At 43.5% G+C, this 24,918-nt stretch carries 24 protein-coding genes and 1 other annotated feature; of the genes, 22 read left to right on the forward strand and 2 right to left on the reverse strand.

Features of this window, described 5'->3' with window-relative positions:
* Positions 1-195: 195 nt before the first annotated feature.
* From I4V84_RS04850 to pgeF, 14 genes are all read left to right on the forward strand, one after another.
* Positions 196-1,191: a YhjD/YihY/BrkB family envelope integrity protein gene (locus tag I4V84_RS04850; protein ID WP_195699321.1), complete on the forward strand. Its 996-nt coding sequence runs from the start codon at positions 196-198 to the stop codon at positions 1,189-1,191.
* A 42-nt stretch (positions 1,192-1,233) separates the two neighbouring features.
* Positions 1,234-1,453, forward strand: a binding site (T-box leader).
* Positions 1,454-1,705: 252 nt separating this feature from the next.
* Positions 1,706-2,725 (forward strand): phenylalanine--tRNA ligase subunit alpha, encoded by a 1,020-nt coding sequence (gene pheS / locus I4V84_RS04855; RefSeq protein WP_195699411.1) that lies wholly within the window; start codon positions 1,706-1,708, stop codon positions 2,723-2,725.
* A 90-nt stretch (positions 2,726-2,815) separates the two neighbouring features.
* Positions 2,816-5,233 carry a phenylalanine--tRNA ligase subunit beta gene (gene pheT / locus I4V84_RS04860; protein ID WP_195699322.1) on the forward strand — a complete coding sequence of 806 codons (2,418 nt, stop codon included), beginning with the start codon at positions 2,816-2,818 and terminating at the stop codon, positions 5,231-5,233.
* Positions 5,233-5,844 carry a histidine phosphatase family protein gene (locus tag I4V84_RS04865; RefSeq protein WP_195409948.1) on the forward strand — a complete coding sequence of 204 codons (612 nt, stop codon included), beginning with the start codon at positions 5,233-5,235 and terminating at the stop codon, positions 5,842-5,844. Before pheT ends, I4V84_RS04865 begins: the two co-directional genes overlap by 1 nt.
* A gap of 353 nt (positions 5,845-6,197) precedes the next feature.
* Entirely contained in the window at positions 6,198-7,820 is a 1,623-nt protein-coding gene (locus I4V84_RS04870; protein WP_173715520.1) for a MotA/TolQ/ExbB proton channel family protein, read from the forward strand.
* A 12-nt stretch (positions 7,821-7,832) separates the two neighbouring features.
* The gene (locus I4V84_RS04875; RefSeq protein WP_173715521.1) at positions 7,833-8,807 is read left to right on the forward strand and encodes an OmpA family protein; all 975 of its coding nucleotides are present in this window, start codon (positions 7,833-7,835) and stop codon (positions 8,805-8,807) included.
* A gap of 435 nt (positions 8,808-9,242) precedes the next feature.
* On the forward strand, positions 9,243-10,118 hold the full coding sequence (locus tag I4V84_RS04880; RefSeq protein WP_173769094.1) for a methionyl aminopeptidase: 876 nt from the start codon (positions 9,243-9,245) through the stop codon (positions 10,116-10,118).
* 176 nt (positions 10,119-10,294) lie between these two features.
* Entirely contained in the window at positions 10,295-10,642 is a 348-nt protein-coding gene (gene rplS, locus I4V84_RS04885; RefSeq protein WP_118578454.1) for a 50S ribosomal protein L19, read from the forward strand.
* Positions 10,643-10,894: 252 nt separating this feature from the next.
* Positions 10,895-11,533: a signal peptidase I gene (gene lepB, locus I4V84_RS04890; protein WP_330382733.1), complete on the forward strand. Its 639-nt coding sequence runs from the start codon at positions 10,895-10,897 to the stop codon at positions 11,531-11,533.
* A 101-nt stretch (positions 11,534-11,634) separates the two neighbouring features.
* Positions 11,635-12,489: a ribosome biogenesis GTPase YlqF gene (ylqF, locus tag I4V84_RS04895; protein ID WP_173715522.1), complete on the forward strand. Its 855-nt coding sequence runs from the start codon at positions 11,635-11,637 to the stop codon at positions 12,487-12,489.
* Position 12,490: 1 nt separating this feature from the next.
* Positions 12,491-13,249: a ribonuclease HII gene (locus tag I4V84_RS04900; RefSeq protein WP_173715523.1), complete on the forward strand. Its 759-nt coding sequence runs from the start codon at positions 12,491-12,493 to the stop codon at positions 13,247-13,249.
* Between the two features lie 51 nt (positions 13,250-13,300).
* A complete protein-coding gene (locus I4V84_RS04905; protein WP_243284028.1) occupies positions 13,301-13,708 on the forward strand; it encodes a YraN family protein in 408 nt (135 codons plus the stop codon).
* A gap of 12 nt (positions 13,709-13,720) precedes the next feature.
* Positions 13,721-13,882 carry a DUF6783 domain-containing protein gene (locus tag I4V84_RS20315; protein ID WP_306467810.1) on the forward strand — a complete coding sequence of 54 codons (162 nt, stop codon included), beginning with the start codon at positions 13,721-13,723 and terminating at the stop codon, positions 13,880-13,882.
* Positions 13,883-13,934: 52 nt separating this feature from the next.
* The gene (gene pgeF, locus I4V84_RS04910; RefSeq protein ID WP_195991354.1) at positions 13,935-14,792 is read left to right on the forward strand and encodes a peptidoglycan editing factor PgeF; all 858 of its coding nucleotides are present in this window, start codon (positions 13,935-13,937) and stop codon (positions 14,790-14,792) included.
* Between the two features lie 113 nt (positions 14,793-14,905).
* On the opposite strand, the gene I4V84_RS04915 is transcribed toward pgeF, so the two are convergent.
* Positions 14,906-16,075 carry a ribose-phosphate pyrophosphokinase gene (locus I4V84_RS04915; RefSeq protein WP_148462606.1) on the reverse strand — a complete coding sequence of 390 codons (1,170 nt, stop codon included), beginning with the start codon at positions 16,073-16,075 and terminating at the stop codon, positions 14,906-14,908.
* A 361-nt stretch (positions 16,076-16,436) separates the two neighbouring features.
* Between I4V84_RS04915 and I4V84_RS04920 the strand changes: the two genes are divergently transcribed.
* The 4 genes from I4V84_RS04920 to I4V84_RS04935 are packed head-to-tail and all read left to right on the forward strand — an operon-like array spanning position 16,437 to position 20,791.
* Complete coding sequence (locus I4V84_RS04920; RefSeq protein ID WP_118578449.1) at positions 16,437-17,834, forward strand: DUF512 domain-containing protein; 1,398 nt, start codon at positions 16,437-16,439, stop codon at positions 17,832-17,834.
* Positions 17,797-19,122: a ribosome biogenesis GTPase Der gene (der, locus tag I4V84_RS04925; protein WP_195991355.1), complete on the forward strand. Its 1,326-nt coding sequence runs from the start codon at positions 17,797-17,799 to the stop codon at positions 19,120-19,122. The genes I4V84_RS04920 and der overlap by 38 nt, the downstream gene beginning before the upstream one ends.
* Before the next feature lie 2 nt (positions 19,123-19,124).
* On the forward strand, positions 19,125-19,772 hold the full coding sequence (plsY, locus tag I4V84_RS04930; protein WP_118578447.1) for a glycerol-3-phosphate 1-O-acyltransferase PlsY: 648 nt from the start codon (positions 19,125-19,127) through the stop codon (positions 19,770-19,772).
* Between the two features lie 14 nt (positions 19,773-19,786).
* Entirely contained in the window at positions 19,787-20,791 is a 1,005-nt protein-coding gene (locus I4V84_RS04935) for an NAD(P)H-dependent glycerol-3-phosphate dehydrogenase (RefSeq protein ID WP_148462604.1), read from the forward strand.
* A gap of 155 nt (positions 20,792-20,946) precedes the next feature.
* On the opposite strand, the gene I4V84_RS04940 is transcribed toward I4V84_RS04935, so the two are convergent.
* Positions 20,947-21,771 carry an aldo/keto reductase gene (locus I4V84_RS04940; RefSeq protein WP_118578446.1) on the reverse strand — a complete coding sequence of 275 codons (825 nt, stop codon included), beginning with the start codon at positions 21,769-21,771 and terminating at the stop codon, positions 20,947-20,949.
* Positions 21,772-22,275: 504 nt separating this feature from the next.
* Between I4V84_RS04940 and I4V84_RS04945 the strand changes: the two genes are divergently transcribed.
* The 4 genes from I4V84_RS04945 (at position 22,276) to I4V84_RS04960 (ending at position 24,802) form a co-directional block, all read left to right on the forward strand.
* Complete coding sequence (locus tag I4V84_RS04945) at positions 22,276-22,671, forward strand: cobalt transporter (protein WP_148462603.1); 396 nt, start codon at positions 22,276-22,278, stop codon at positions 22,669-22,671.
* A 12-nt stretch (positions 22,672-22,683) separates the two neighbouring features.
* Entirely contained in the window at positions 22,684-22,866 is a 183-nt protein-coding gene (locus tag I4V84_RS04950) for a CooT family nickel-binding protein (RefSeq protein ID WP_118578444.1), read from the forward strand.
* Between the two features lie 190 nt (positions 22,867-23,056).
* Positions 23,057-23,989, forward strand: coding sequence for a methylenetetrahydrofolate reductase (locus tag I4V84_RS04955; protein WP_118578443.1), 933 nt, complete (start codon positions 23,057-23,059; stop codon positions 23,987-23,989).
* A gap of 42 nt (positions 23,990-24,031) precedes the next feature.
* The gene (locus tag I4V84_RS04960) at positions 24,032-24,802 is read left to right on the forward strand and encodes an AAA family ATPase (protein ID WP_118578442.1); all 771 of its coding nucleotides are present in this window, start codon (positions 24,032-24,034) and stop codon (positions 24,800-24,802) included.
* Positions 24,803-24,918 lie beyond the last annotated feature (116 nt).

Here is a 24,918-nt window from a genome sequence, read left to right on the forward strand (position 1 = left end):
GCAAACGCTGCTTCTTGTGCTTGCCACAAGAAGGCTCGCCTTTCTGCGCATCGCGAAGCGTGTTACTGTGAACGGAGTGAACCGTAACCGTTACTGGTCATGGAAAGAACAGTAACACCAGGAAAAAGTAGACAGAAAGCATGTTTCGTGATATGATACAAAAAATGATTACGAAAATGTAACAGGAGCAATCATATGGATAAGAAGAAAGAAAAACAGAGCGTTCTCCAGCTCCTGCTCGGCTTTATGGCCAGAGCAAATGGAGACCATGTGGGAGCTTATGCGGCACAGGCAGCATATTTCCTGATTATGTCTTTTATTCCGTTTATTCTGTTTCTCACGACTATAATTCGATATACACCTTTAACATACAATATGGTCAGCGAAACCATCCGGGCATTTGTGCCTCACAATATACAGAATTTTGTGCTTACCATTGTATCAGAAGTATATGGCAGAAGCACGGCGGTAGTTCCGATTTCTGCTATCATGGCATTGTGGTCAGCAGGAAAAGCCATGCAATCCCTTACGAACGGACTGAATAGCATTTATCACGTCCATGAGACCCGTAACTGGCTGATTACCAGAATGTATGCAGTTGTTTATACATTTCTGTTCAGCATTGCAATTATTGCAAGTCTTCTGCTTCTGGTTCTTGGAAATCAGATTCAGATTATGGCAGGAAAGTACGTTCCATTCCTTGGGAGAATTATCGGAAAGATCATTGGAGCCAGGACGGCGCTTGTATTTGCCGGACTGTTTCTGATCTTTCTGATTTTGTATAAAATGCTTCCAAACCGTAAAGCTACTTTTAAAAGTCAGGTGCCGGGAGCTCTTCTGATTGCAGCAGGGTGGTCCCTGTTTTCCTATTTCTTTTCTATTTATTTTGACATGTTTCCAGGCTTCAGCAATATGTATGGAAGCCTGACTGCGTTGATCATGGTGATGCTGTGGCTGTATATCTGTATGAATCTGCTGCTGTATGGAGCAGAGATCAACGCTTACTTTGAAAAACAGTTCAGAATGGCCCAGGCATCCATGAGGGAAATACTCAGCCGCGAGCGTGATGAGGCGGAAAAAGAGCTTAATAAAGAGAAGACAAAATATCTGGAAAAAGAGAATGGAAGAAAGAAAAAGACTGAGATGAAAGTTTCAGCTGAGAAAAAGAAGGAAGAGCAACAGATAAATTAACCTCTTGACAGATTCACTCTGATGTGGCATAGTTATAAAAGAGAAAAAGCCAGGAAGGTGTTTATAGGAAATTATTTTCTTTCAGAGAGAGGAAGCCACCGGCTGTAAGCTTCCTTAAGTTCAGATAGTTTCTGAGTTTCGCACCGGAGCCGCGTTTCTGAAATTTCCAGTAGGAAGCGACGTGAAGCTGCGCGTTAAGCGGCGGGAGAGCCTGTATATACAGGAATCAGGGTGGTACCGCGGAATATGCTTCGTCCCTTTTGTTGGGGACGGAGCTTTTTTATTTTCACGAGCAAGAGTCAAAGTCCACGCTTGGGTGAGAACTTGGTGACTGCCGCGAAAATGTAGGAAATACGCAAAGCGGGTTTTTCGCATTGTAAAGTCCTTGGAGCGCGCGAGCGCGGAACAATCCGCTTTTACGAAAGAAAAAATCTGCTATGTAGATATTTTCTTCCCTTTCTTTCCCTCCCGCACCTGGCAGATTATAAAAATAAAGGAGAAATGAACCATGGATATGAAAGAAAGACTTCAGGAACTGGCTGAGAACGCCAGAGTACGGATTGAAGAATCCGAAGGCCTGGATAAATTAAATGATGTGCGTGTGGCATATCTTGGAAAAAAAGGAGAGCTTACCGCAATCTTAAAGGGAATGAAGGACGTTTCCCCGGAGGAGAGACCGAAGATTGGCCAGCTTGTAAACGAGACCAGAGCTAAGATCGAAGGTCTTCTTGAAGAGTCCAGACAGAAACTGGAAGAAGCAGTCAGAGAAGAGAAGATGAAAGCAGAAGTAATCGATGTTACCCTACCTGCAAAGAAATCCAGAATCGGTCATCGTCATCCCAACAGCATTGCGTTGGAAGAGGTTGAGCGCATTTTTATTGGAATGGGCTATGAAGTTGTAGAAGGTCCGGAAGTTGAATATGCAGATTACAACTTTACCAAGCTGAATATTCCGGAGAATCATCCGGCAAGAGACGAGCAGGATACTTTCTTTATCAATGATTCCATACTTCTTCGTTCCCAGACATCTCCGGTTCAGGCACGTGCTATGGAAAAAGGAAAGCTGCCGATCCGTATGATCGCACCTGGAAGAGTATTCCGTTCGGATGAAGTAGATGCAACTCATTCTCCATCCTTCCATCAGATTGAGGGCCTTGTAATAGATAAAAATATTACGTTCGCAGACCTGAAAGGAACTCTTGAAGTATTTGCAAAAGAACTTTTCGGACCAGAAACCAAAACAAAATTCAGACCACATCACTTCCCGTTTACAGAGCCAAGTGCAGAGGTTGATGTTTCCTGCTTCAAATGCGGCGGAAAAGGCTGCCGTTTCTGTAAAGGATCCGGCTGGATTGAAATCCTTGGCTGTGGAACAGTTCATCCCAATGTACTTCGCATGTGTGGAATTGATCCGGAGGAGTACACTGGTTTTGCATTCGGCGTAGGTCTTGAGCGTATTGCGCTTCTGAAATATGAGATTGATGATATGCGTCTGCTTTATGAGAACGACATCCGTTTCCTGAAGCAGTTCTGATTTCTGGGCATCGCGAAGCGTGTAACTGTGAAAGTACTGAGCAGTTACCTTTCATAATATAAATATTAGAGTGAGAAGAGGATTAAATAAATGAATACTTCATTATCTTGGATGAAAATGTATGTGCCGGATCTTGACGTAACCGCACAGGAATATACAGATGCAATGACATTGTCAGGTACAAAGGTAGAAGGCTTCACCAGGCTTGATGCTGACCTTGAAAAGATTGTAATCGGACAGATTGAGAAAATTGAGAAACATCCGGATGCAGATAAGCTGATCATCTGCCAGGTGAATATCGGATCTGAGGTGATCCAGATCGTTACGGGTGCTCCAAACGTAAAAGAGGGAGACAAGGTTCCGGTTGTTCTTGACGGAGGTCGTGTAGCAGGAGGACATGATGGAAAAATGACTTCTGGCGGAATCAGGATCAAAGCCGGAAAACTTCGCGGAGTACCGTCCAACGGCATGATGTGCTCCATCGAAGAGCTGGGAAGCAACCGGGATATGTATCCGGAAGCCCCGGAATATGGAATTTATATATTCCCGGAAAATGCAGTTGTAGGTGAGAGCGCTATTAAGGCTCTTGGACTTGATGACGTTGTATTTGAATATGAGATTACGTCCAACCGTGTTGACTGTTATGGTGTTCTTGGAATTGCAAGAGAAGCAGCAGCTACTTTTGGTAAGAAATTTTACCCTCCGGAAGTTAAAGAGACAGGAAATGCTGAAAAAGCTTCTGATTACGTAAAGGTAACTGTAGAGAAACCGGAGCTTTGCCCACGTTACTGTGCAAGAGTTGTAAAAAATGTTAAGATCGGACCATCTCCGAAATGGATGCAGCGCTGCCTGGCTTCCAATGGAATCCGCCCGATCAACAATCTGGTAGATATCACCAACTATGTAATGGAAGAGTTTGGACAGCCAATGCATGCTTACGATCTCGATACGATTGCAAAACATGAAATTGTTGTACGCTGTGCAAGTAAAGATGAGAAATTTGTCACACTGGATGGACAGGAACGTATTATGGACGAGAACGTCCTGATGATCTGCGATGGTGAGAAACCTGTTGGAATCGCTGGTATTATGGGTGGCGAGAACTCCATGATCACAGATGACGTACACACAGTTCTGTTTGAGGCAGCCTGCTTTGATGGAACAAACATCAGACTTTCTTCCAAGAGAATCGGACTTCGTACAGATGCTTCCGGTAAGTTTGAGAAAGGTCTTGACCCGAATAATGCAAAGGCTGCAATCGACAGAGCCTGCCAGCTGATGGAAGAGCTTGGTGCCGGTGAGGTTGTTGGCGGTATGGTTGATATCTGCAATAAGGTCAGCGAGCCATCCCGTGTAAAATTTGAACCAGATCGTATCAACGGTCTTCTTGGAACAAATCTTTCCAAAGAAGAGATGCTTGGCTATCTTGCAAAGATCGAACTCACCTATGATGAGGAGACAAATGAAATCGTAGCACCGACTTTCCGCCAGGATATCCACTGCATGGCAGATGTTGCAGAAGAAGTTGCACGTTTCTACGGATATGACAAGATTCCTACAACTTTGCCATCCGGTGAGGCTACTACAGGAAAAATGCCATTCAAGCTTCGCATTGAAAATATCGCAAGAGATATTGCAGAGTACTGCGGATTCTCAGAAGGTATGACTTACTCATTTGAGAGCCCGAAGGTATTTGACAAACTGAGAATTCCAGAAGATAATGTACTTCGTCAGGTGATCACCATCAGCAATCCTCTTGGTGAGGACTACAGCATTATGCGTACCAGTACACTGAATGGAATGCTTTCTTCTCTGGCAACTAACTATAACAGAAGAAACAAAGACGTTCGTCTTTATGAGCTTGGAAATGTATATCTTCCGAAGGCACTTCCACTTACCGAGCTTCCAGATGAAAGAACCATGTTTACACTTGGAATGTACGGAAACGGTGATTTCTTTGATATGAAGGGCGTTTGTGAGGAGTTCTTCGAAAAAATCGGTATGAAGAAGAAAATGGAGTATGATCCGGCAAGCGAAAAACCATTTCTTCATCCTGGAAGACAGGCCGATATGGTATACGAGGGAACCGTTGTAGGTTACCTTGGAGAGGTACATCCGCTGGTTGCAGATAATTATGGAATTGGGGAGCGCGCATATATCGCAATGATCGATATCAAGAGCGTTCTTGAATTTGCAAATTTTGACCGCAAGTTTACCGGAATTGCAAAATATCCGGCGGTAACCCGTGACATCAGTATGCTGGTTCCGAAGCAGGTGCTTGCAGGTCAGATCGAGGACATTCTTGCTCAGAGAGGCGGAAAGATCCTGGAGAGTTATCAGCTGTTTGATATCTACGAAGGAAGCCAGATCAAGGGTGGCTACAAGTCTATGGCTTATGCGCTTGTATTCCGTGATCACGACAAGACTCTGGAAGAAAGCGAGATTTCTGCGGCAATGAAGAAAATTTTAAATGGTCTGGAAGGACTTGGAATCGAGTTGAGAAGCTGATGCTTTTATATATTGTAAGACACGGTCTGACGCCCTGGAACCACCTTCATAAGGCTCAGGGTTCAGCAGACATTCCTCTTGCTCAGGAGGGAATTGATCTTGCCAGAAGAACAGGCGAGGCTTTGATGGATGTAAAGTTTGATATCTGTTTTACAAGTCCTCTTACCCGTGCGAGACAGACTGCCCGGTTGGTTCTGGGTGGCCGTGATATTCCTGTGATACCGGATAAAAGGATTCAGGAAATTAATTTCGGGGTTCTGGAAGGGCACATTATGAGAACTGGAAATACTATGGAGTCCAACTGCAAAGAATTTGATCTGTTTTTTAAGGATCCTCTGAAATTTCCGCGTCCGGAAAACGGAGAGAATATACAGGATGTCCTGGATCGTACCAGAGAATTCTGGCTTGAAAAAACCTCAGATCCGTCTCTGGCAGACAAGACGATTTTGGTGTCTTCCCATGGATGTGCAGTGCGGGCTCTTCTCCAGAACCTGTACAAGGATCCTGAGCATTTCTGGCATGGATGTGTGCCTCCTAACTGCAGCATTAACCTGGTAGAAGTGAAGGATGGTAAGGCCAGATTCCTGGAGGAAGATAAGGTTTACGCCTGAAAATATGAAATATGATATAATACCCCTGGCTGTATGAAAAAGGTGTGAAATGATTACTGTGAAGGTCGTGAGCAGTAACAGGAAACGTTTTTTCATTAGGCAAGGGGTATGTTTTTTCTTGTTATTATTAGAAAATTGTGATATTATGATAAAAAATGTACCATTATTAATGGAAAATTCACAAAATGCACCAATTTATTACGATGAAAGCCCTGGGGCGTTCAGATTGCGGGAATGATTTTTTAAACAGCTCTGCAGATGCTATAAGCGCAGAGTAGTTGGCATTCATATATGGTGATGCCGTCGACAGACGGCATATCTATTTTGTGAAAATACAAATGGGGAGGCAGACAATGAAGAAAAAAATCACACATTCTGTATTGTTTGTTGCGGTTCTTGCAGGAACCACTGCTTTGACTTTATTTGCCGGCAGGGGGAACTTATCATCTACGATCTACAATTTCGTATTTCTGGCGGTGATCGCAGTCCTGTATCTGATCGCAATGTTTGGTGGAATGTTCCGTATGAATAATCTGAGTACGGCATTCCACAGAGCAGTAGAGGAGCTGAACAGTATGTTCAAGACTCCTGGGAAGACAGATCCCAGGAATCTTACATATTTAGGCGAGCTCTTCGATGATAAATATCTGGATCAGAAGATGGACAGCTTTACAGACAGCATTAACAATAGTAAAGAAGGTCTTGGGGATATTGAGGAATTTATTAATGAAGATGAGCTGGATATCCATGTTCATAAGAAGCTTCTGGAAATGGTTCCGGATATCTTTACCAGTCTTGGTATTTTAGGTACTTTCCTTGGTCTTGTCTGGGGTCTTCGCGATTTCCAGCCTACAGATTACAGCGCCATGACTTCTTCTGTAGAAGCGCTGGTGGAAGGTATTAAAGTAGCATTCCTTACCTCTATTTATGGTATCTCTTTTTCCATTATTTATACCTTTGGGATGAAGGGAGAGTATTCATCCATGACAGAGGAGCTTCAGGGATTCCTTGAAAAGTTTCATTCTTATGTAATGCCTACAGCGGAGAATGAGTCCAGAAATCTGCTGCTTGCAAGCCAGAAGCTGCAGACAAGCGCCATGAAACAGATGGCAGAGCAGTTTTCCGTTCAGATGGCAGACAGCTTTGAGAAGGTTATCACACCTACCTTCCAGAAGATGAATGATTCTCTGGATATGCTGGTTTCTTCTGTAACCAGATGTCAGGAGGATGCTATTCGTGAAATATCGGACGAATTTTTAAAACAGATGAACAATTCTTTCCATATGCAGTTCCGTGATTTCAACGTGGCACTGGATCAGCTGAAAAAGGCACAGAAAGAGAATACAGCTTATACTTCTGCCATGTACCAGACTATGAGCCAGAAGCTTTCTGAGACCTATGACAAGCAGGACAAAGCCATTACAGATATGGTAAGGGAGATGGGAGGTATGCAGACCCGCTACATGTCTACTGCCAATCGTATCCTTTCTGAGAATCAGGAGATCCAGAAGATGCAGCAGCAGGATTATCAGCATATTGTGGATTATCTGAAGGATGCCGAGAAATCTGCAGCTAAGTTCTGGGTTGCCTGCAACCAGGCAATGCAGAAATATGTTGAAACAGCAGCTTCTTCTATTGAGAGAGTAGGGGCTACAGGTCAGGCAAGTGCAGATCTGATTCAGGCAAACAGCAAGATGGCAGAGCAGTTTACGGCCCAGATGGAGGATTTTGCCCAGTATCAGAGACTTTCCTATAAAACAATGGAACAGGTCCGCAAGCTCCTCAGTGAGGTGACTGCAGCGAATACCAGAGATGTATCTCTGATCGCAAGCGGAAGAAATGATTCTGTAGAGAAGCTGGGCAATCTGATTGCTCAGCAGAATGAGGGACAGCAGGCTCTTCTTGAGGAAATCAACAAGAACATGAAAGAGCTTTCCAAGGCGGCACAGAAAGGAAAATTTGGCTTATTCAGATAAGAGGAGATAGACATGCGCAAAAAAAGAAAATCAGGGGATGGAGGCTTTAATGTATGGCGCTCTTATTCCGATGTTATGGCTGGCGTTCTGCTTCTTTTCATACTGATCATGTCATTGACGCTTTTCCAGGCTCAGAAGAGCTACGACGAGAGTATTCAGGAGAGAGATGAGAAGCTGGCTCTGCAGGCAGAGTATACGGCTGATCTTCTTGCCAAGCAGAATACCATTGAAGAACAGGAAGGAACTATTAAGACCAAAGATGAGAAGCTGACTGCACTGGCACAGACTCTGGCAGAGCAGGAAGCCAAGTTAAAAGAGCAGCAGGCTCTTCTGAATCAGCAGCAGACGGATCTGGATGAGAAGACCACGCAGCTTAGTGAGCAGCAGACAAAGATCGATAATATTATTGGTGTCAAGGCTGAAGTTGTGGAAGCACTTCAAAAAGAATTCCAGAAAAATAATATCAATGTAAATCTGGATTCCCAGACTGGTGCATTGACACTGGATGCCAGTGTATTGTTTGATGTTGATGAGTCGGAGCTTACAGATGCTGGTAAGGAAGCACTCCGAAACGTACTTCCGATTTACTGTAAGGTGTTGATGGAGGATACTTATAAGAATTATCTTGCTGAGATCATTATTGACGGTTATACAGATACAGATGGTGATTATGCGTATAACCTGGAGCTTTCCCAGCAGCGTTCACTTGCAGTGGCGCAGTATCTTCTTGATATTCAGGGGGAGTTTCTGACTGAGGACCAGAGCCTGAATCTGCAGGATTACCTGACTGTAAACGGACATTCCATGGCGAATCCGATTCTGGATGCAGATGGAAATGTAGATAAAGAGGCTTCCCGTCGTGTTGAGGTCAAATTCAGACTGAAGGATGACGAGATGATCGAAGAACTGAGTAAGATCATGGCGGGAAGTGAAGAGAGTGCAGCAGATACTGCCACAGAGGCAGGCGCAGATGCAGCAGCTAATTAGTTACATATAATTTTCAAAAGCAAAAGAGTATTTCAAATTCTTAGATCAGAGAAAATGAAATACTCTTTTTGCGTTTGAAACTTTTTTAACTGTTTGCGTGGGAAAATGAAAACAGTTGAAAAAATATGAACAATTACTGTTCGCTGGTAACGTTCCGCGAGGTGTTTTTTGTGAACAAAGTTCACAGAAAACCCGAGAATTGCGGCGCGAAATCATGCGAATGCATGATTTCTGTGCATCGCGAAGCGCGTTACTGGTCACGGAGTGAACAGTAACACATGAATTGCAGGAGGTAGAGTCTTCTATAGAAAATTAGTTGCAATTTATCTGTTTCAAGTATAAAATGAGAAACAGAGTGAGTTTATATCATGTTTTACAAAAGAAAAAGTACTGCTGTAGCATTCGCAGCAGCCACAGATAAAAGGAGAGAGTGAAATGTCAACAAAAATCGGACGTAATGATCCATGCTGGTGCGGCAGTGGAAAGAAATATAAAAAATGCCATGAGGCTTTTGATGCGAAAGTAGAAATCCTGCGTCAGAAAGGATATCCGGTTCTGGATCATAAACTGATCAAGACTCCAGAGCAGATTGAGAAGATTAAAGAGAGCTGTCGAATCAATGTTGCAGTACTTGATTATGTGGCAGAGCATATTAAAGCTGGTGTATCAACAGAAGAAATCAATCATTGGGTACATGAGGAAACTGTGCGTCATGGAGGAATCCCGGCACCGTTGAATTATGAAGGGTTTCCAAAAAGCGTGTGTACTTCTGTGAATGAGGTGGTATGCCATGGAATTCCATCTGAGGATGAGATCCTGAAGGACGGTGATATAGTAAATGTAGACGTTTCTACAATTTACAATGGCTATTTTTCTGACTCATCCCGTATGTTCTGTATTGGAAATGTAAGTCCTGAGAAAGAAAAACTGGTCCGCGTAACCAAAGAATGTGTGGAAATCGGTATTTCCAAGGTAAAACCATGGGAACCTATTGGAAATATGGGTCACGCTGTTCATATGCATGCACTTGAAAATGGCTACACAATTGTAAAAGAAATCGGCGGACATGGCGTTGGCCTGGAATTCCATGAGGATCCCTGGGTAAGCTATACTTCCGAAGAGAACAGCGGCGTGATCATGGAGCCGGGAATGATGTTTACCATTGAGCCTATGGTAAATATGGGAAGCGATGAAGTATATACAGATGAGGAAGATGACTGGACAGTACGCACTGAGGACGGTATGCCTTCTGCCCAGTGGGAAGTAACCGTACTGGTAACAGAGGATGGCTGCGAGGTTATCTGTTGGTAATGGTTTTGGAAGGTTGTCTTTGAAAAAAATTTGTGACTTGTTTTATGGGCTTTTTATAAAAATAATGGTTGCAAACAGAAAATAATTATAGTATAATCACTTATGTTGTGAAAAAAGATGGTCCGCTGTTACCGTGATGGGTATTAAGAACATCCAGAGAATAAGGAGAGAATAAAATGAACGAAATTATTAAAAACATCGAAGCAGAACAGCTGAAAAAAGACGTACCGCAGTTTAACGTAGGTGATACCGTAAGAGTACACGCACTGATCAAAGAGGGTAACCGTGAGCGTATCCAGATCTTTGAGGGAACTGTATTAAAGAAACAGGGCGGAAGCACCAGAGCTACTTTCACAGTAAGAAAAGCTTCCAACGGCGTTGGCGTTGAGAAAACATGGCCGCTTCATTCCCCACACGTAAAAGAAGTAGAAGTTATCCGTCGTGGTAAAGTTCGCCGTGCGAAACTGAACTACTTAAGAGACCGTGTAGGTAAAGCTGCTAAGGTTAAAGAGCTTGTTAAATAATTTCAATCGAAAATTGCTGGTTGCTGTTCACTGGTGATGTTCCGCGAAGTGCTTTCGTGAACGAAGTGAATACGAACAGTGACTTTTGCTGCGCAGATGGCCGTGCTGACTGTCTGGGCAGCATTTTTTTGATTATTTTTTCTTTTTCTTTTTCGGGATATGTGATAAGATAATAAAGTATCTGGCCTGAGATGAAAAAAGTGTTTTGGAACCAGACGCAGGACATGCAATTATGACACGAATGGAGTAGATATGAGCGACAGAAGAAATAAAAGAGAAAAAGAGCAGTTGTTCAACATGCCGGAAATTGCAAAACTGGAGAAAAAATCTTTTTCTGGTGCCATAGAGAAATTAGAAGACAGTAAACTGAAAAAAGTTTTGATCTGGGTATTCGAGATCACAGTTACACTGATCTTTGCAGTGCTGACTTCTATGATGCTGTTTCAGTCTGTGACGATGCAGGAGAGCTCCATGGAGCCTACTCTGGCAGTTGGAAGCCGGTATTTTGTAAACAAGCTTGCTTATAAAGCATCCTCGCCGAAACGTGGCGATATTATTGTATTCCGCACAAATGCAAGTGATGATGCGGCTCTTCATATCCGCCGTGTGATCGGACTTCCAGGTGAGACGATTCAGATCGTGAATGGAAGAATTTTGATCAATGGAGAGACATATAAAGAAGGCAAAGATTTTCCCACGATCAACAATCCGGGAATGGCAGCCAATGCCATTACACTGGAAGCGGGAGAGTACTTTGTCCTGGGCGATAACCGTAATAACAGCGAAGACAGCCGTTATGGCGATATCGGACGAGTGAATAAGAAATATATAACTGGTAAGCTCTGGTTCCAGATATCCCCGAAGAAAGACATAGGGCCGTTGAATAATTAAACTGTGAGACTTTTATAAAAAATATGTGATTGTTCAGCACGTTCGCGGTTACACGCTTTGTGGAACGGTATCTGCTGAACAGCTGTAAGAATGAGGTAAATATGAACGTACAATGGTATCCTGGTCATATGACCAAAGCGAAAAGACAGATGCAGGAGGACATTAAGCTGATCGACTTGATCATTGAGCTTGTGGACTCCAGAGTTCCCCTTGCAAGCCGGAATCCGGATATTGACGAGCTTGGGAAAAATAAAGCAAGGCTGATTCTTTTGAATAAATCAGACCTTGGAGATGAACGCCAGAATGAAGCATGGAAAGCTTATTTTCAGGGGAATGGGTTCTATGTGGTAAAAGTAGATTCCCGTAGCGGCTCTGGTATGAAAGCAATTCAGGCGGCTATTCAGGAAGCCTGCAAGGAGAAAACGGAGAGGGACAGAAGAAGAGGAATCAAAAACCGCCCGATCCGTGCTATGGTAGTAGGAATTCCTAACGTTGGTAAGTCTACTTTTATCAATACTTTTGCTGGAAGAGCATGCGCCAAGACGGGAAACAAGCCAGGTGTAACCAAGGGCAAACAGTGGATCCGCCTGAATAAGAATGTGGAGCTTCTGGATACTCCGGGGATTCTCTGGCCCAAGTTTGAAGATGAGGCAGTGGGAATGCGCCTTGCCTATATTGGTTCTATCAAGGACGATATACTGAATATGGAGGAGCTTTCCCTTACACTTATTGATTTCCTTCGGGAAAAATATTCTGGTGCATTGGAGAAACGCTATCAGATCCAGGAGGAAGGCACAGCTGTGCAGATATTAGAAGCAATCGCGCGTTCCAGAGGATGTCTGAAGAAGGGGGAGGAGCTGGACTATGCCAAGGCCTCTCTGATTCTGTTCGATGACTTCCGCTCTGGAAAGATTGGAAAAATTACTTTGGAGTGGGTGCCGGAAGAAGGTAAATAATATGCAGAAAATCGGAGAAATAAAGTGTGAAATCCAGGCTGCTGAACCGGGAGAATATGCCACTCTTTTTGAAAAATACAAAGAGGATACAAGAAGTGGAGTCAGGAAGCTTCTGGAGCAGCTTCATAAGAAAGAAGAGGCTTACCAGAAGGAACTTCTGCGCACAGAAAAGATGAAGGAATTTGAGCGCAAATACGAAGATTTGGGCTATGTGTGCGGAATTGATGAAGTTGGAAGAGGCCCGCTGGCAGGTCCTGTTGTAGCGGGGGCTGTTATTTTGCCAAGAGACTGCAAAATCCTGTATCTGAATGATTCCAAACAGTTGAGCGCTAAAAAAAGGGATGAATTGTATGATGTGATCATGGAGAATGCGGTAGCTGTTGGAATCGGAATGGCAAGTCCCCGGAGAATTGATGAGATCAATATTCTTCAGGCTACCTATGAGGCAATGCGTGAGGCTGTCAGCAAGCTGGAGCCGGTGCCGCAGATTCTTCTCAATGACGCAGTAACCATTCCCGACGTGACCATACCTCAGGTGCCGATCATAAAAGGGGATGCCAAGAGTATTTCCATTGCAGCTGCCAGCATTGTAGCTAAGGTCACAAGAGATCGGATGATGGTAGAGTACGATAAAGTGATGCCGGAATATGGCTTTGCCTCAAATAAGGGGTATGGAGCTGCAGCACATATTGAAGCCTTGAAAAAATATGGTCCAAGTCCGATTCACAGGGCAACTTTTATAAAGAATTTTATAGGATAATGTGAAATTTTGAAAAGGCTGATGGTCCGGATATGAATATGTTTTGCGGTTATGAATACAAAAGATACCTACACAGAAGTATATATGGGAGTTTTTATGCAGAAAAACAAGCGAAAAGTAGGCGCTTTTTATGAAGAAATCGCTGCAGATTATCTGGTTTCCCAGGGCGTGATGATTCTGGAGCGAAATTACAGGAACTGGCTGGGGGAAATCGACCTGATCGGAATGACTGCTGATGGATGGTTGATTTTTGTGGAGGTTAAGTACAGAAGTTCGGAACGCTCAGGAAGTCCGCTGGCAGCAGTGAACGGCAGAAAGCAGCTGGTGATTTCCAAGGTGGCAGTGGAATATTTGAAGAATCATTACAGAAGCATGGATGTGAGATGCAGGTTTGATGTGGTGGGAATCAACGGCGATAAGATTTGTTGGATAAAAAATGCCTTTGATTTCTGTCAGTGAGCCAGAGCCTGTTTGAAAAAATATTCCTGCAATCTGTATGCCCCACTTTGCGGTATACTATGCCAGAATTCTGTTGACGTAGCTCGCTGCGGCGCCCTTATCCGGACAAAATCTCCCACAAATTGTGACGCACATCTTGCAGAAAGCCTTTTTCAAACACGCTCTAGAGAATGAATTCTTAACAGGTTCGAGAAGAACTGCGAGATCAGAAGAAGAGGAGAATCAGATGAAGATTAAATGGCATAACGAAAATGAGCTTCATATACAAGTAAAAGAAAATAATGGAGTCACCTATCTTACTTATCCCTCTTTTGAACAGTTCCCGGATATTGTGCATTGTTTCAGTACAAGACTTGGCGGTGTAAGCCAGGGGATTTTCTCATCTATGAATCTTAGCTTTACAAGAGGTGATGAGGAAAACGCGGTAAAAGACAATTATCGCAGACTTAGTGCAGCGGTGGGCTTTTCCTTGGAAGATATTGTCACATCTGATCAGACACACACTACAAACGTGCAGATGGTGGGGGCAGGAGACAGGGGGAAAGGTGTAACGCGTCCAAGAACATATAAAGATGTGGATGGAATGATCACCAATGTTCCAGGTGTTGTTTTATGCACCTTTTATGCAGATTGTGTGCCGCTGTATTTCGTAGATCCGGTTCACAAAGCCATAGGCTTGTCTCATTCCGGATGGCGTGGGACAGTTGGGAAAATCGGTAAGGTGACTATAGAGAAAATGGCAGAGCAGTTTGGCTCAGATCCGGAGGAGATTTTTACGGCAATTGGTCCCTCCATCTGTCAGGACTGCTATGAAGTAAGCGAAGATGTGATTCTGGAATTTCAGAAAGCTTTTGAAGAGAAATACTGGGAAAAGCTTTTTTATAAAAAGAAGAATGGTAAGTACCAGCTGGATCTTTGGGAAGCAAACCACATTATTTTTCTGAAGGCAGGAATAAAAGAAGAGCATATTTCCATGCCTGGAATTTGCACCTGCTGTAATCCGGAATTCCTCTTTTCCCACAGGGCATCCCATGGAAGGAGAGGAAATCTGGCAGCTTTTCTGGGCATTCGTCGGGAAAAATAATGTTACAGACAAGTGCAGATGCGTTTTACTGCCCATGTAAATAAGTAAATATAAAGAAGCCCTGTACCACAAACGAGATAATGTGGAACAGGGCTTTGTTTGTTTATTGTCTATTACTGATTTACACGCTTCATCAGATCCATGATCTTTTCATTGCTGGAACGAACCTTCTCAACAGAAACATCGTGGTTGATGATATCCATAATACTTGCAAGATATTTGCTCATATTTGCTTCCACATAGTAAGGTCTGGTAAGAAGCTCCGGAATACGGTAGTTCAGGTTGGTTGTGATAACCTTGTCAATCCAGCCTTTCTCATAGTAAGCGTCAAATTTATCCATACCTTCTGTAAACAGACCGTAAGTAGTGCAGATGAATACACGGTTGGCGTGACGTTCTTTGATCTGTTTGGCAACGTCAAGCATACTTTCTCCAGAAGAAATCATGTCGTCGATGATAACAACGTCTTTACCTTCTACAGAGTCGCCAAGGAACTCATGAGCTACGATGGGGTTCTTGCCATTTACCACTGTGGAATAATCACGTCTCTTATAGAACATGCCCATATCAACGCCCAGAATATTGGAAAAATATACGGCTCTGGACATAGCACCCTCATCCGGACTGATGATCATGAGATGATCATTGTCAACCTGGAAATTGTCAACGTTCTTTATCAGAGCTTTCAGGAACTGATAGGTTGGGAAAAAGTTGTCAAAACCATTTAACGGAATGGAGTTCTGCACACGCGGGTCATGAGCATCAAACGTGATGATATTGGATACGCCCATATCACTTAATTCACGAAGTGCCAGTGCGCAGTCAAGAGATTCTCTCTTCTTACGTCTGTGCTGACGGCCTTCATAAAGGAATGGCATGATTACATTGATACGATGTGCCTTACCTGTAGCTGCGGAAATAATTCTCTTCAGATCCTGAAAATGGTTATCCGGAGACATGTGGTTCTCGTGACCGCAGACAGTGTATGTGGAACTGTAGTTGGTAACGTCTACCATAATGTAAAGGTCGGTTCCTCGGACAGATTCCTTAATGATTCCCTTACCTTCACCGGTACCGAAACGCGGACATTCGCACTCCACGATAAAAGAGTCTTCGCTGTATCCCTGTGGAACATTGTCAAGGCCCTTCTTTTCTACAAGTTCCTTACGGAATTTTACCAGGTTTCTGTCTACCTCCTCTGCAAGTTCGCGGCAGCCCTCCAGCGCAGCGATACGAATAGGTGCGACAGGCATAGATTTCTCAAGCAATTCTATGTTCGGCATGATATTCCTCCTAAGTAGTATGCTAATTATCGATTCGATTATCTGCAAAAAAATGGGGACACATGTCCTTTACCTTTGCAGATCTCTTCTTTATATTTATAACATTTGCCCTAAATGTCGTCAAGGAATTTATTGATTTTTACTTGAAAAATTACCCGGACGTGAGCAGGAAATGAAAGTTTTTGTTGTGTTTTTCGGGAAAACTTGTTATATTAAAAATAATGGCTTTATTATGCTGAGCCAGAGATGGACGATCTGTGATGTTGTATTCGGGTCTCTGAATCTAAAAATGTATTTGAAAAATGATTTTTCAAACAGATTCTGGAACAGAGCTGACGCGACAGATCGCATTTGAATTATAATGGAGATAAATGTGAAGAAACAAAATAAACACGTGATTGCAATTGTGCAGGATGGAAGTATCGCACAGGAACTGGAGCTTGTACCGGGAGATATACTGCTCACTGTAAACGGTCAGCCTGTGGAAGATATATTTGACTACCGATATCTGATGAATGAAGAATTCGTTGTTCTGGAAGTGGAAAAGGCAAACGGAGAGATCTGGGAGCTGGAGGTGGAGAAGGAATATGAAGAAGACCTTGGGATTACCTTTGAGAAGGATCTGATGGATGATTATCGTTCCTGTTCCAATCACTGCATTTTCTGTTTTATTGACCAGATGCCGCCTGGAATGAGAGATACTCTTTATTTTAAAGATGATGATTCCAGATTGTCCTTCATACAGGGAAATTATGTGACCCTGACCAATATGAGTGATCATGATATAGACCGGATCATCCGGTACCATCTGGAGCCCATTAATATTTCCATCCAGACCATGAATCCGGAACTGAGATGTAAAATGCTCCATAACCGCTTCGCCGGGGATGCATTGAAGAAGCTTCAGAAACTGTATGATGCAGGAATCACTATGAATGGGCAGATTGTTTTGTGCAAAGGAGTTAATGACGGTAAGGAACTGGATGACAGTATTCGTAAGATGTCTGCCTATGCACCAGTACTTCAGAGCGTTTCAGTAGTTCCGGTTGGTCTGACTAAGTTTCGTGAGGGGTTGTATCCGATGGAACAGTTTCAGAAGGAAGATGCATTAGAAGTTCTGGAGATTATTCATTCCTGGCAGAAGAAAATGATGGACCAGTATGGCATTCATTTTATCCATGCTTCAGATGAATGGTACATTCTGGCAGGGAAGGATCTGCCCATGGAAGAGTCCTATGATGGCTATCTTCAGCTGGAAAACGGTGTGGGAATGCTTCGGCTCCTTGGCGAAGAAGTGAAAGAAGCTGTTGCAGGCAGGGCAGGAGATGACCGAAGGATAAAGGCTGTCAGTGCTACAGGAGCTTTGGCGGCACCATTTATTAAGAAATATATGGAGATGATCCATGAGAAATTTCCAAATGTAGACGTGGATGTGATCTCCATAAGAAACGAATTTTTCGGAGAAACGATTACGGTGTCTGGTTTGATCACGGGACAGGATCTGATCAGACAATTAAGCGGCAGAGATCTTGGAGAGAAGCTTTTGCTTCCCTGCAACATGCTGAAAAATGAAGAAGATATTTTTCTGGATGATATCTCTGTGGAAGAGCTTTCCAGGAAACTGAACGTAGAAATTGTAATTGTGGATGAAGGTGGTTCAGACCTTGTGTCTGCAGTCCTTGATCCGATTGAACATAAGAAACAGAAAAGGAGACAAATGTATGAGCAAACCGGTAGTAGCAATTGTGGGCAGGCCTAATGTAGGAAAATCCACATTGTTTAATGTACTGGCAGGGGATAAGATTTCCATTGTTAAAGATACGCCAGGTGTAACCAGAGACAGAATTTATGCAGATGTATCATGGCTGGATAATGATTTTACTATTATTGACACAGGTGGTATTGAACCGGATAGTGGCGATGTGATTCTTTCTCAGATGAGGGAGCAGGCTCAGATCGCTATTGATACTGCAGATGTCATTATCTTTATTACAGATGTACATCAGGGACTTGTGGATTCTGATGCGAAAGTTGCAGATATGCTTCGCCGCAGCGGCAAACCAGTGGTACTTGCAGTGAATAAAGTGGACAGCATTCAGAAATATATGATGGATGTTTATGAATTTTATAATCTGGGAATCGGCGAGCCATTTGCCATTTCTGCAGCTAACCGTCAGGGACTTGGAGATATGCTTGATGAGGTCGTAAAACATTTCCCGGAGGATACGGGAGAGGATGAGGATTCTGATATTCCGAAGATTGCTATTGTAGGTAAACCTAATGTTGGTAAGTCCTCTCTGATCAATAAGCTGCTGGGGGAAGACCGTGTAATCGTTTCGGATGTTGCCGGAACCACTCGTGATGCAGTTGATACGAAGGTTACCTGGAACGAAAAAGATTATATTTTTATCGATACAGCCGGACTTCGCCGGAAAGCAAAAGTAAAAGAAGAAATTGAGCGCTTCAGTGTGATCCGTACTGTAACAGCTGTAGAACGTGCAGATGTTGTAGTTGTAATGATCGATGCATCAGAAGGCGTTACAGAGCAGGATGCAAAAATTGCCGGAATTGCCCATGAGAAAGGCAAGGGCGTGATCATTGCAGTGAATAAATGGGATGCTATTGAGAAAAATGACAAGACCATTTACAAACATACTAACCGTATTCGGGAGGTCCTTTCCTTTATGCCTTATGCAGAAATCGTGTTTATTTCTGCCCGAACAGGACTTCGGATTTCCAGAATGTTTGAGACACTGGATGCGGTAATTGAGAATCAAACTATGCGTATCCAGACTGGTGTGCTTAATGAGATCCTTGCAGAAGCAGTTGCCATGCAGCAGCCGCCGTCTGACAGGGGCCGCCGTCTGAAAATTTTCTACATGACACAGGTTGCGGTAAAACCGCCTACATTCGTAATCTTTGTCAATGACAAAGAACTTATGCATTTTTCCTACACCAGATATCTGGAAAATAAAATCCGGGATGCCTTTGACTTTGGGGGCACACCGCTGAAATTTATTGTAAGAGAGCGCGGAGAGAAGGAATAAAGATGGAACGTATTATTTGTCTGGCTATTGGATATTTGTTTGGAATGTTTCAGACGTCATACATTATCGGAAAAATCCATCACATGGATATCCGTCAATATGGAAGCGGCAATGCAGGAACTACCAATGCCCTTCGTACTCTTGGAAAAAAAGCGGGGGCAATGACTCTTATTGGCGATATGCTTAAATGTGTGATTGCCATTCTGATCGTGGATGCAGTATTTAAGAATCGGTATCAGGAAATTCTTCCATTGCTTGGCATGTACACGGCAGCAGGCTGCGTGCTTGGACATAATTTTCCGTTTTATCTTGGATTCAGGGGCGGCAAGGGAATTGCAGCTTCTGCGGGAATGCTGCTGGCAATGGACTGGAGAGTATTTCTGATCTGCGCGGTGATCTTTATTGGGCTGGTAGCTATTACCCGCTATGTGTCATTGGGGTCAATGGCAGCATATGTAGGTGCGCTGATTTGTTTCATTGGGTTTGGCGCTGCGGGAAGTTATGGCATGGATTTCCCTCATACATTTGAGATGGATGTGATCATGGGACTTATGACAGCACTTGCAATTTACAGACACAGGGCGAATATTTACCGCCTTTTAAATGGAACTGAGAATAAGCTTGGTGCAGCGAAAACTGCAGCCAAATAAGATGAGGTGATAAAATGGCAAAAATCAGCGTAATGGGAACCGGAAGCTGGGGAACAGCACTTGCAATACTGCTTCACAACAATGGTCATCAGGTTATGTTGTGGTCTGCACATCCGGAAAAGGCAGCCAGTCTGAATCAGACCCGGGAGGATCCGAAAAAGCTTCCCGGAATTAAAATTCCGGATGGAATTGTGATAACCGGTGATGAAAAGACAGCTTTGGATTCACCAGATATAGTTGTATTTGCCTCACCATCTGCTTATATGCGTGCTATCAGCAAACGACTTTCCCCATTGATTCGACGGGGACAGATTATTGTAAATGTGGCGAAAGGTGTAGAAGAAAATACGCTTATGCCTGTGTGTGATATTATTAAAGAAGAGATTCCTCAGGCAGATGTTTGTGTGCTTTCAGGACCAAGCCATGCGGAAGAAGTAAGCCGCGGACTCCCTACTACGTGTGTAGTCAGTGCCCGCAAAAAAGAGACCGCTGAATATCTCCAGGGCCTTTTTATGAGCCCTGTTTTCCGGGTGTATACGACACCGGATATGCTGGGGGTAGAGCTTGGCGGTGCCCTTAAGAATGTAATCGCCCTGGCAGCAGGGACTGCTGATGGCTTAGGGTATGGAGATAATACAAAGGCTGCTTTGATCACAAGAGGAATAGCAGAGATGGCGCGGCTTGGTGTCAAGATGGGCGCTAAATTGGAGACTTTTGCCGGCCTTTCCGGAATTGGTGATCTGATTGTTACCTGTGCCAGTGTGCACAGCCGAAACAGACGCGCCGGCTATCTGATGGGACAGGGTTACACCATGAAGCAGGCTATGGATGAAGTGCAGATGGTTGTGGAGGGCGTTTATTCCGCAAAGGCAGCCAAAGCGCTGGCTGAGAAATATAATGTGGAAATGCCGATCATTATGGAAGTAAATAAGCTTCTGTTTGAAAACAAGCCTGCATCTGAAGCTGTGAAAGACCTGATGCAGAGAGAGAAACAGGGAGAAATTTCCTGGGAACTGTGAATGCTATATTCAGCAAATAAGCTGTTGCAAAATATAAAATACAGAAAATATAACTGAAAGAATAGAACCGCAAAAAACTGCCAGAGCAGTGAGCAAAAAAACGAAAGAGTATGCTCAATGTTCTGGCAGTTAATAATTTACAAAGAGTGAAAAGATTAAAAAATAACATCCTTCAGATCATCCGGCACATGGGATGTATGGAGATCTTCATTTAAAGTATCCATGATCGCCATATCTTCATCCTCAATGTTGAAATCAAAAATATTGGCGTTGGAAGCAATGCGGTCTGGATTGACGGATTTCGGAATTACAGAAATACCCTTTTGGATTGCCCAGCGAAGACCGACCTGAGCAGGAGTATGTGCATACTTGGTTCCGAGAACACACATTACATCATTGTCAAGGTAAGCACCTCTGGCAAGCGGTGCATAAGCCTGAACCTGAATTCCTTCCGACTGGCAATATTCAATCAGTTCTTTCGGATAGCAAAGCGGATGACATTCGATCTGGTTGACAGCAGGTACAATACCGGAAATTTTCTTAAGCTCTTCCAGATGATGAATCTGGAAATTGCTGACGCCGATGGAAAGTACACGGCCGGTTTCAAGAAGTTTGGCCATCTCCAGCCAGGTTCCGGTATAGCAGCCAGGCACCGGCCAGTGAATCAGATAAAGATCCAGATAATCCAGCTTCAACCGCTCCATGCTTCTGTAAAAAGCACCATCTACATCTCCAAGGCGCTGCGCATTGTTCCAGATCTTGCTGGTGATAAAAAGTTCTTTGCGTGGGACACCACATTTGGCAATTGCCTTGCCTACACTTTCTTCGTTTTTGTAAGCGGAAGCAGTGTCAATAAGACGGTAGCCCGCGTTCACTGCAGCTGTAATGGCTGTCTCTGCTTCGTTATCTGCTGTTTTATATACACCAAGCCCTAAAAGGGGCATTTCTCTGTCGGTATTCAGGAATACGGTTTCTCTCAAAGCTAATTCCTCCTCATTAAACAATAAATGCTGCTGCTCATGAAGTAATCAGCAACCAATAAATTTCATTCATTATAGCATATAATTACAAAACATTCACCTGTTTTTTGCTTAAATACGCATTCGTTAATCTTTAGACAAACTTTAGAAATAACTGGTAAAATTGTACAGAAATTAAAACATATATTTGTGTGGTAAAGCGTTGAAATTTGGTGAAATTTTATAATTATCTCCTTGCGTAATAATGAGAAAGGTTGTATAATAAAAGAAAAATTTGATAAATTTATGTCATAACTCTGCGATTTTTTAGGTAGAAGAAAGAAAATGTGTTATGCATGAAGGTATGAGGTATGCGGAATCTCATTATATTAAAAGGGAATAGAATATCTTTATATCCATTCTTACATGTTTTCTCACGTTGCCGGCGTGAGTTTTTTTCGTGCCTGGAAGAGAAACAATGTTATGATTTGTCTGCCGCATTCAAGGCGGAAAGGAGTAGTTACTATGCATTTGATCAAAGATGAAAACGGCAATCTGATCCAGCATGGTCATGAGCATACCCACCAGCATACCCATGCAGACGGAGTGAGCCATACACATGCGCATACCCATGACGGAACAGAAGGTCATGACCATACACATAATGAGGGACAGAACTGCAGTACAGACTGCGGCGGCTGCCAGGGAGGGGACTGCAGGAATGAGACAGTAGCTCTTCTTACCTATATGCTTCAGCACAATGAGCACCATGCAGCAGAACTTGACCAGATGGCGGATAATCTTGCCAAGATGGGAATGGATGCCGCTGCGAAGACCATTAAGGAAAGCGTATCCGATTTCCAGAAAGGCAACATGCGCCTTGGCCTTGCCCTGACTCTTGTGAAAGAGGAAATGAAATAAGGAGGCATTATTATGTGTTTAGCAACTGTATATAAAGAAAATGACGATTCTGTAATCTTCAAGAACGTCAGCCGTATTAATGTAGATGGAAACAAACTTGTTCTCCGCGATATTATGGGTGATGAAAGAGTGGTAGAGGGAACCATCCTTATGGTAGACCTTGCGAACAGTATCGTTAAAGTAAAATGTGACTGACATGGATTTTCTGATTACTGTTCAGTGGAAATGTTTCATAAGGTGCATTTGCAAACAAAGTGTACAGTAACGTTTTCTGCTGATACAGAAGAACAAAAGCGGATTGCTTCAGTAATCCGTGATGCTTATCAGATCTTGAGGCATTATGCCTTTAGAATAAAAATTACTTAATACGTGGAGGTATGTAATTATGAAATTGTCAGAAGCAATGAGAGAAAGAATGCTTCTGTCTTTCGAGCTATTTCCGCCGAAGACAGAAAAGGGGATGGATAACCTTCCTGGGACGATCGATCATCTGATGAAATACAAACCTGCGTACATTTCCTGTACATACGGTGCAGGCGGCGGAAACGTTGGTGCTAACAGAGAAGTATGCCAGATGATCAAGAAAGCCGGAACAACACCGGTTACCCATTTCACAGTAATCAAGAACACAAAAGAGGGAATCAAAGAGCAGCTGGATCAGTACCTTGCAGAGGGTGTAGATCATATGCTTGCACTTCGTGGAGATATTCCGCTTGGTGAAACAACAACCTGCGGTGATTTCAACTACGCTACAGATCTTGTTAAATTTGTCCGTGACGAATTTGGTGACAAATTCGAAATCGCAGTTGCAGGATCTCCGGAGGGACACATTGCATGCCGCAGCCTTGATGCTGATATTGCAGTTCTGAGACAGAAACAGGACAATGGTGCCGATTATATCATGACTCAGCTTTGCTGGGATATGGAGCAGTTTAAATACTGGCTGGATTCAATCCGTGAGGCTGGTGTTACAATGCCTGTAGACGTAGGAGTTATGCCAATTCTTGACATGTCCGCTACAATTAATATGGCACTTTCCCGTAACGGTTGTGTAATGGACCGTGAGCTTTGCAGACTCATCTCCAGAAACTGGCTGTTCCCGAATCCATTTGCAGCAAAAGATGCTGATGGCAAGCCGTTTGATATGTTCTATGATGATAAGATCAAGAGATTCAAAGAAGAGGGAATCGAGTACACGATCAGACAGATCGACGAGTACCGCGCTCTCGGCGTAGATGGCATCCATCTGTATGCTTTGAATAAATGGAAAGATGTATCCGAGATCATTGACAGATCCGGACTTTGTACTTTAATCTAATCGATTTTGACTTAAATTTTTCAGGAGGCAATTGATAGTATTATGGCACATGTAATTGCTGTCGCAGGTAAAGGCGGCGTTGGTAAAACCACATTATGCGGAATGCTGATCCAGTATCTCTGCGAGAAAGGCAAAGGACCGATCCTTGCAGTAGATGCTGACGCAAACTCAAATCTGAACGAAGTTCTTGGAGTAGAAGTGGAGACTACACTTGGTGATGTAAGGGAAGAAATTGCTCGCGCAGAGCTTGCAAGCGAGAATCCGATCCCGGCGGGAATGTCCAAGGCGGATTACGCTGAAAGACGTTTTGAGGATGCTCTGGTAGAAGATGATGATTTTGATCTTCTGGTTATGGGCAGAACCCAGGGAAAAGGCTGCTACTGTTTTGTAAATGGACTTCTTCAGACCCAGCTTGCCAAATACCAGAATAATTATCCTTATATCGTAGTTGATAACGAAGCTGGTATGGAGCACATCAGCAGGGGAGTACTTCCGTCCATGCAGACAGCGATTCTGGTCAGTGACTGTTCCAGAAGAGGTGTACAGGCTGTAGGTCGTATTGCAGAGCTTATTAAAGAATGTGATATGCACCCGGATACAGTAGGCCTTATCATTAACCGTGCTCCTGGCGGAAAGCTGAATGACGGAATCAAAGAAGAGATTGAGAAGCAGGGTCTTCATCTTCTTGGCGTAGTGCCGCAGGATGAGACTGTTTACGAGTATGACTGCGAGGGTAAACCGACTGCAGGGCTTCCGGAAGATAATCCGGTAAAGATGGCTCTTCGTGAGATCGTAGATAAGCTTGTTTTATAAGGGAAGTCCCCCTTACCCCACATGTTTATGTGATAAGAGGATAGAAATGGCATTATAATTCGCAGCAGGCAAGAACGCTGCTGCGGAATTTTTGTCAGGTATTTATCCCATGGGAG

This window comes from Ruminococcus sp. 1001713B170207_170306_F1, assembly GCF_015668065.1.
Lineage (GTDB): Bacteria > Bacillota > Clostridia > Lachnospirales > Lachnospiraceae > Blautia_A > Blautia_A faecis.

Coding starts and splice junctions, on each gene's coding strand:
- I4V84_RS04850 (WP_195699321.1), top strand. CDS start 196: ATGGATAAGAAGAAAGAAAAACAGAGCGTTCTCCAGCTCCTGCTCGGC.
- pheS (WP_195699411.1), top strand. CDS start 1,706: ATGAAAGAAAGACTTCAGGAACTGGCTGAGAACGCCAGAGTACGGATT.
- pheT (WP_195699322.1), top strand. CDS start 2,816: ATGAATACTTCATTATCTTGGATGAAAATGTATGTGCCGGATCTTGAC.
- I4V84_RS04865 (WP_195409948.1), top strand. CDS start 5,233: ATGCTTTTATATATTGTAAGACACGGTCTGACGCCCTGGAACCACCTT.
- I4V84_RS04870 (WP_173715520.1), top strand. CDS start 6,198: ATGAAGAAAAAAATCACACATTCTGTATTGTTTGTTGCGGTTCTTGCA.
- I4V84_RS04875 (WP_173715521.1), top strand. CDS start 7,833: ATGCGCAAAAAAAGAAAATCAGGGGATGGAGGCTTTAATGTATGGCGC.
- I4V84_RS04880 (WP_173769094.1), top strand. CDS start 9,243: ATGTCAACAAAAATCGGACGTAATGATCCATGCTGGTGCGGCAGTGGA.
- rplS (WP_118578454.1), top strand. CDS start 10,295: ATGAACGAAATTATTAAAAACATCGAAGCAGAACAGCTGAAAAAAGAC.
- lepB (WP_330382733.1), top strand. CDS start 10,895: ATGAGCGACAGAAGAAATAAAAGAGAAAAAGAGCAGTTGTTCAACATG.
- ylqF (WP_173715522.1), top strand. CDS start 11,635: ATGAACGTACAATGGTATCCTGGTCATATGACCAAAGCGAAAAGACAG.
- I4V84_RS04900 (WP_173715523.1), top strand. CDS start 12,491: ATGCAGAAAATCGGAGAAATAAAGTGTGAAATCCAGGCTGCTGAACCG.
- I4V84_RS04905 (WP_243284028.1), top strand. CDS start 13,301: ATGAATACAAAAGATACCTACACAGAAGTATATATGGGAGTTTTTATG.
- pgeF (WP_195991354.1), top strand. CDS start 13,935: ATGAAGATTAAATGGCATAACGAAAATGAGCTTCATATACAAGTAAAA.
- I4V84_RS04915 (WP_148462606.1), bottom strand. CDS start 16,075: ATGCCGAACATAGAATTGCTTGAGAAATCTATGCCTGTCGCACCTATT.
- I4V84_RS04920 (WP_118578449.1), top strand. CDS start 16,437: ATGGAGATAAATGTGAAGAAACAAAATAAACACGTGATTGCAATTGTG.
- der (WP_195991355.1), top strand. CDS start 17,797: ATGAGCAAACCGGTAGTAGCAATTGTGGGCAGGCCTAATGTAGGAAAA.
- plsY (WP_118578447.1), top strand. CDS start 19,125: ATGGAACGTATTATTTGTCTGGCTATTGGATATTTGTTTGGAATGTTT.
- I4V84_RS04935 (WP_148462604.1), top strand. CDS start 19,787: ATGGCAAAAATCAGCGTAATGGGAACCGGAAGCTGGGGAACAGCACTT.
- I4V84_RS04945 (WP_148462603.1), top strand. CDS start 22,276: ATGCATTTGATCAAAGATGAAAACGGCAATCTGATCCAGCATGGTCAT.
- I4V84_RS04950 (WP_118578444.1), top strand. CDS start 22,684: ATGTGTTTAGCAACTGTATATAAAGAAAATGACGATTCTGTAATCTTC.
- I4V84_RS04955 (WP_118578443.1), top strand. CDS start 23,057: ATGAAATTGTCAGAAGCAATGAGAGAAAGAATGCTTCTGTCTTTCGAG.
- I4V84_RS04960 (WP_118578442.1), top strand. CDS start 24,032: ATGGCACATGTAATTGCTGTCGCAGGTAAAGGCGGCGTTGGTAAAACC.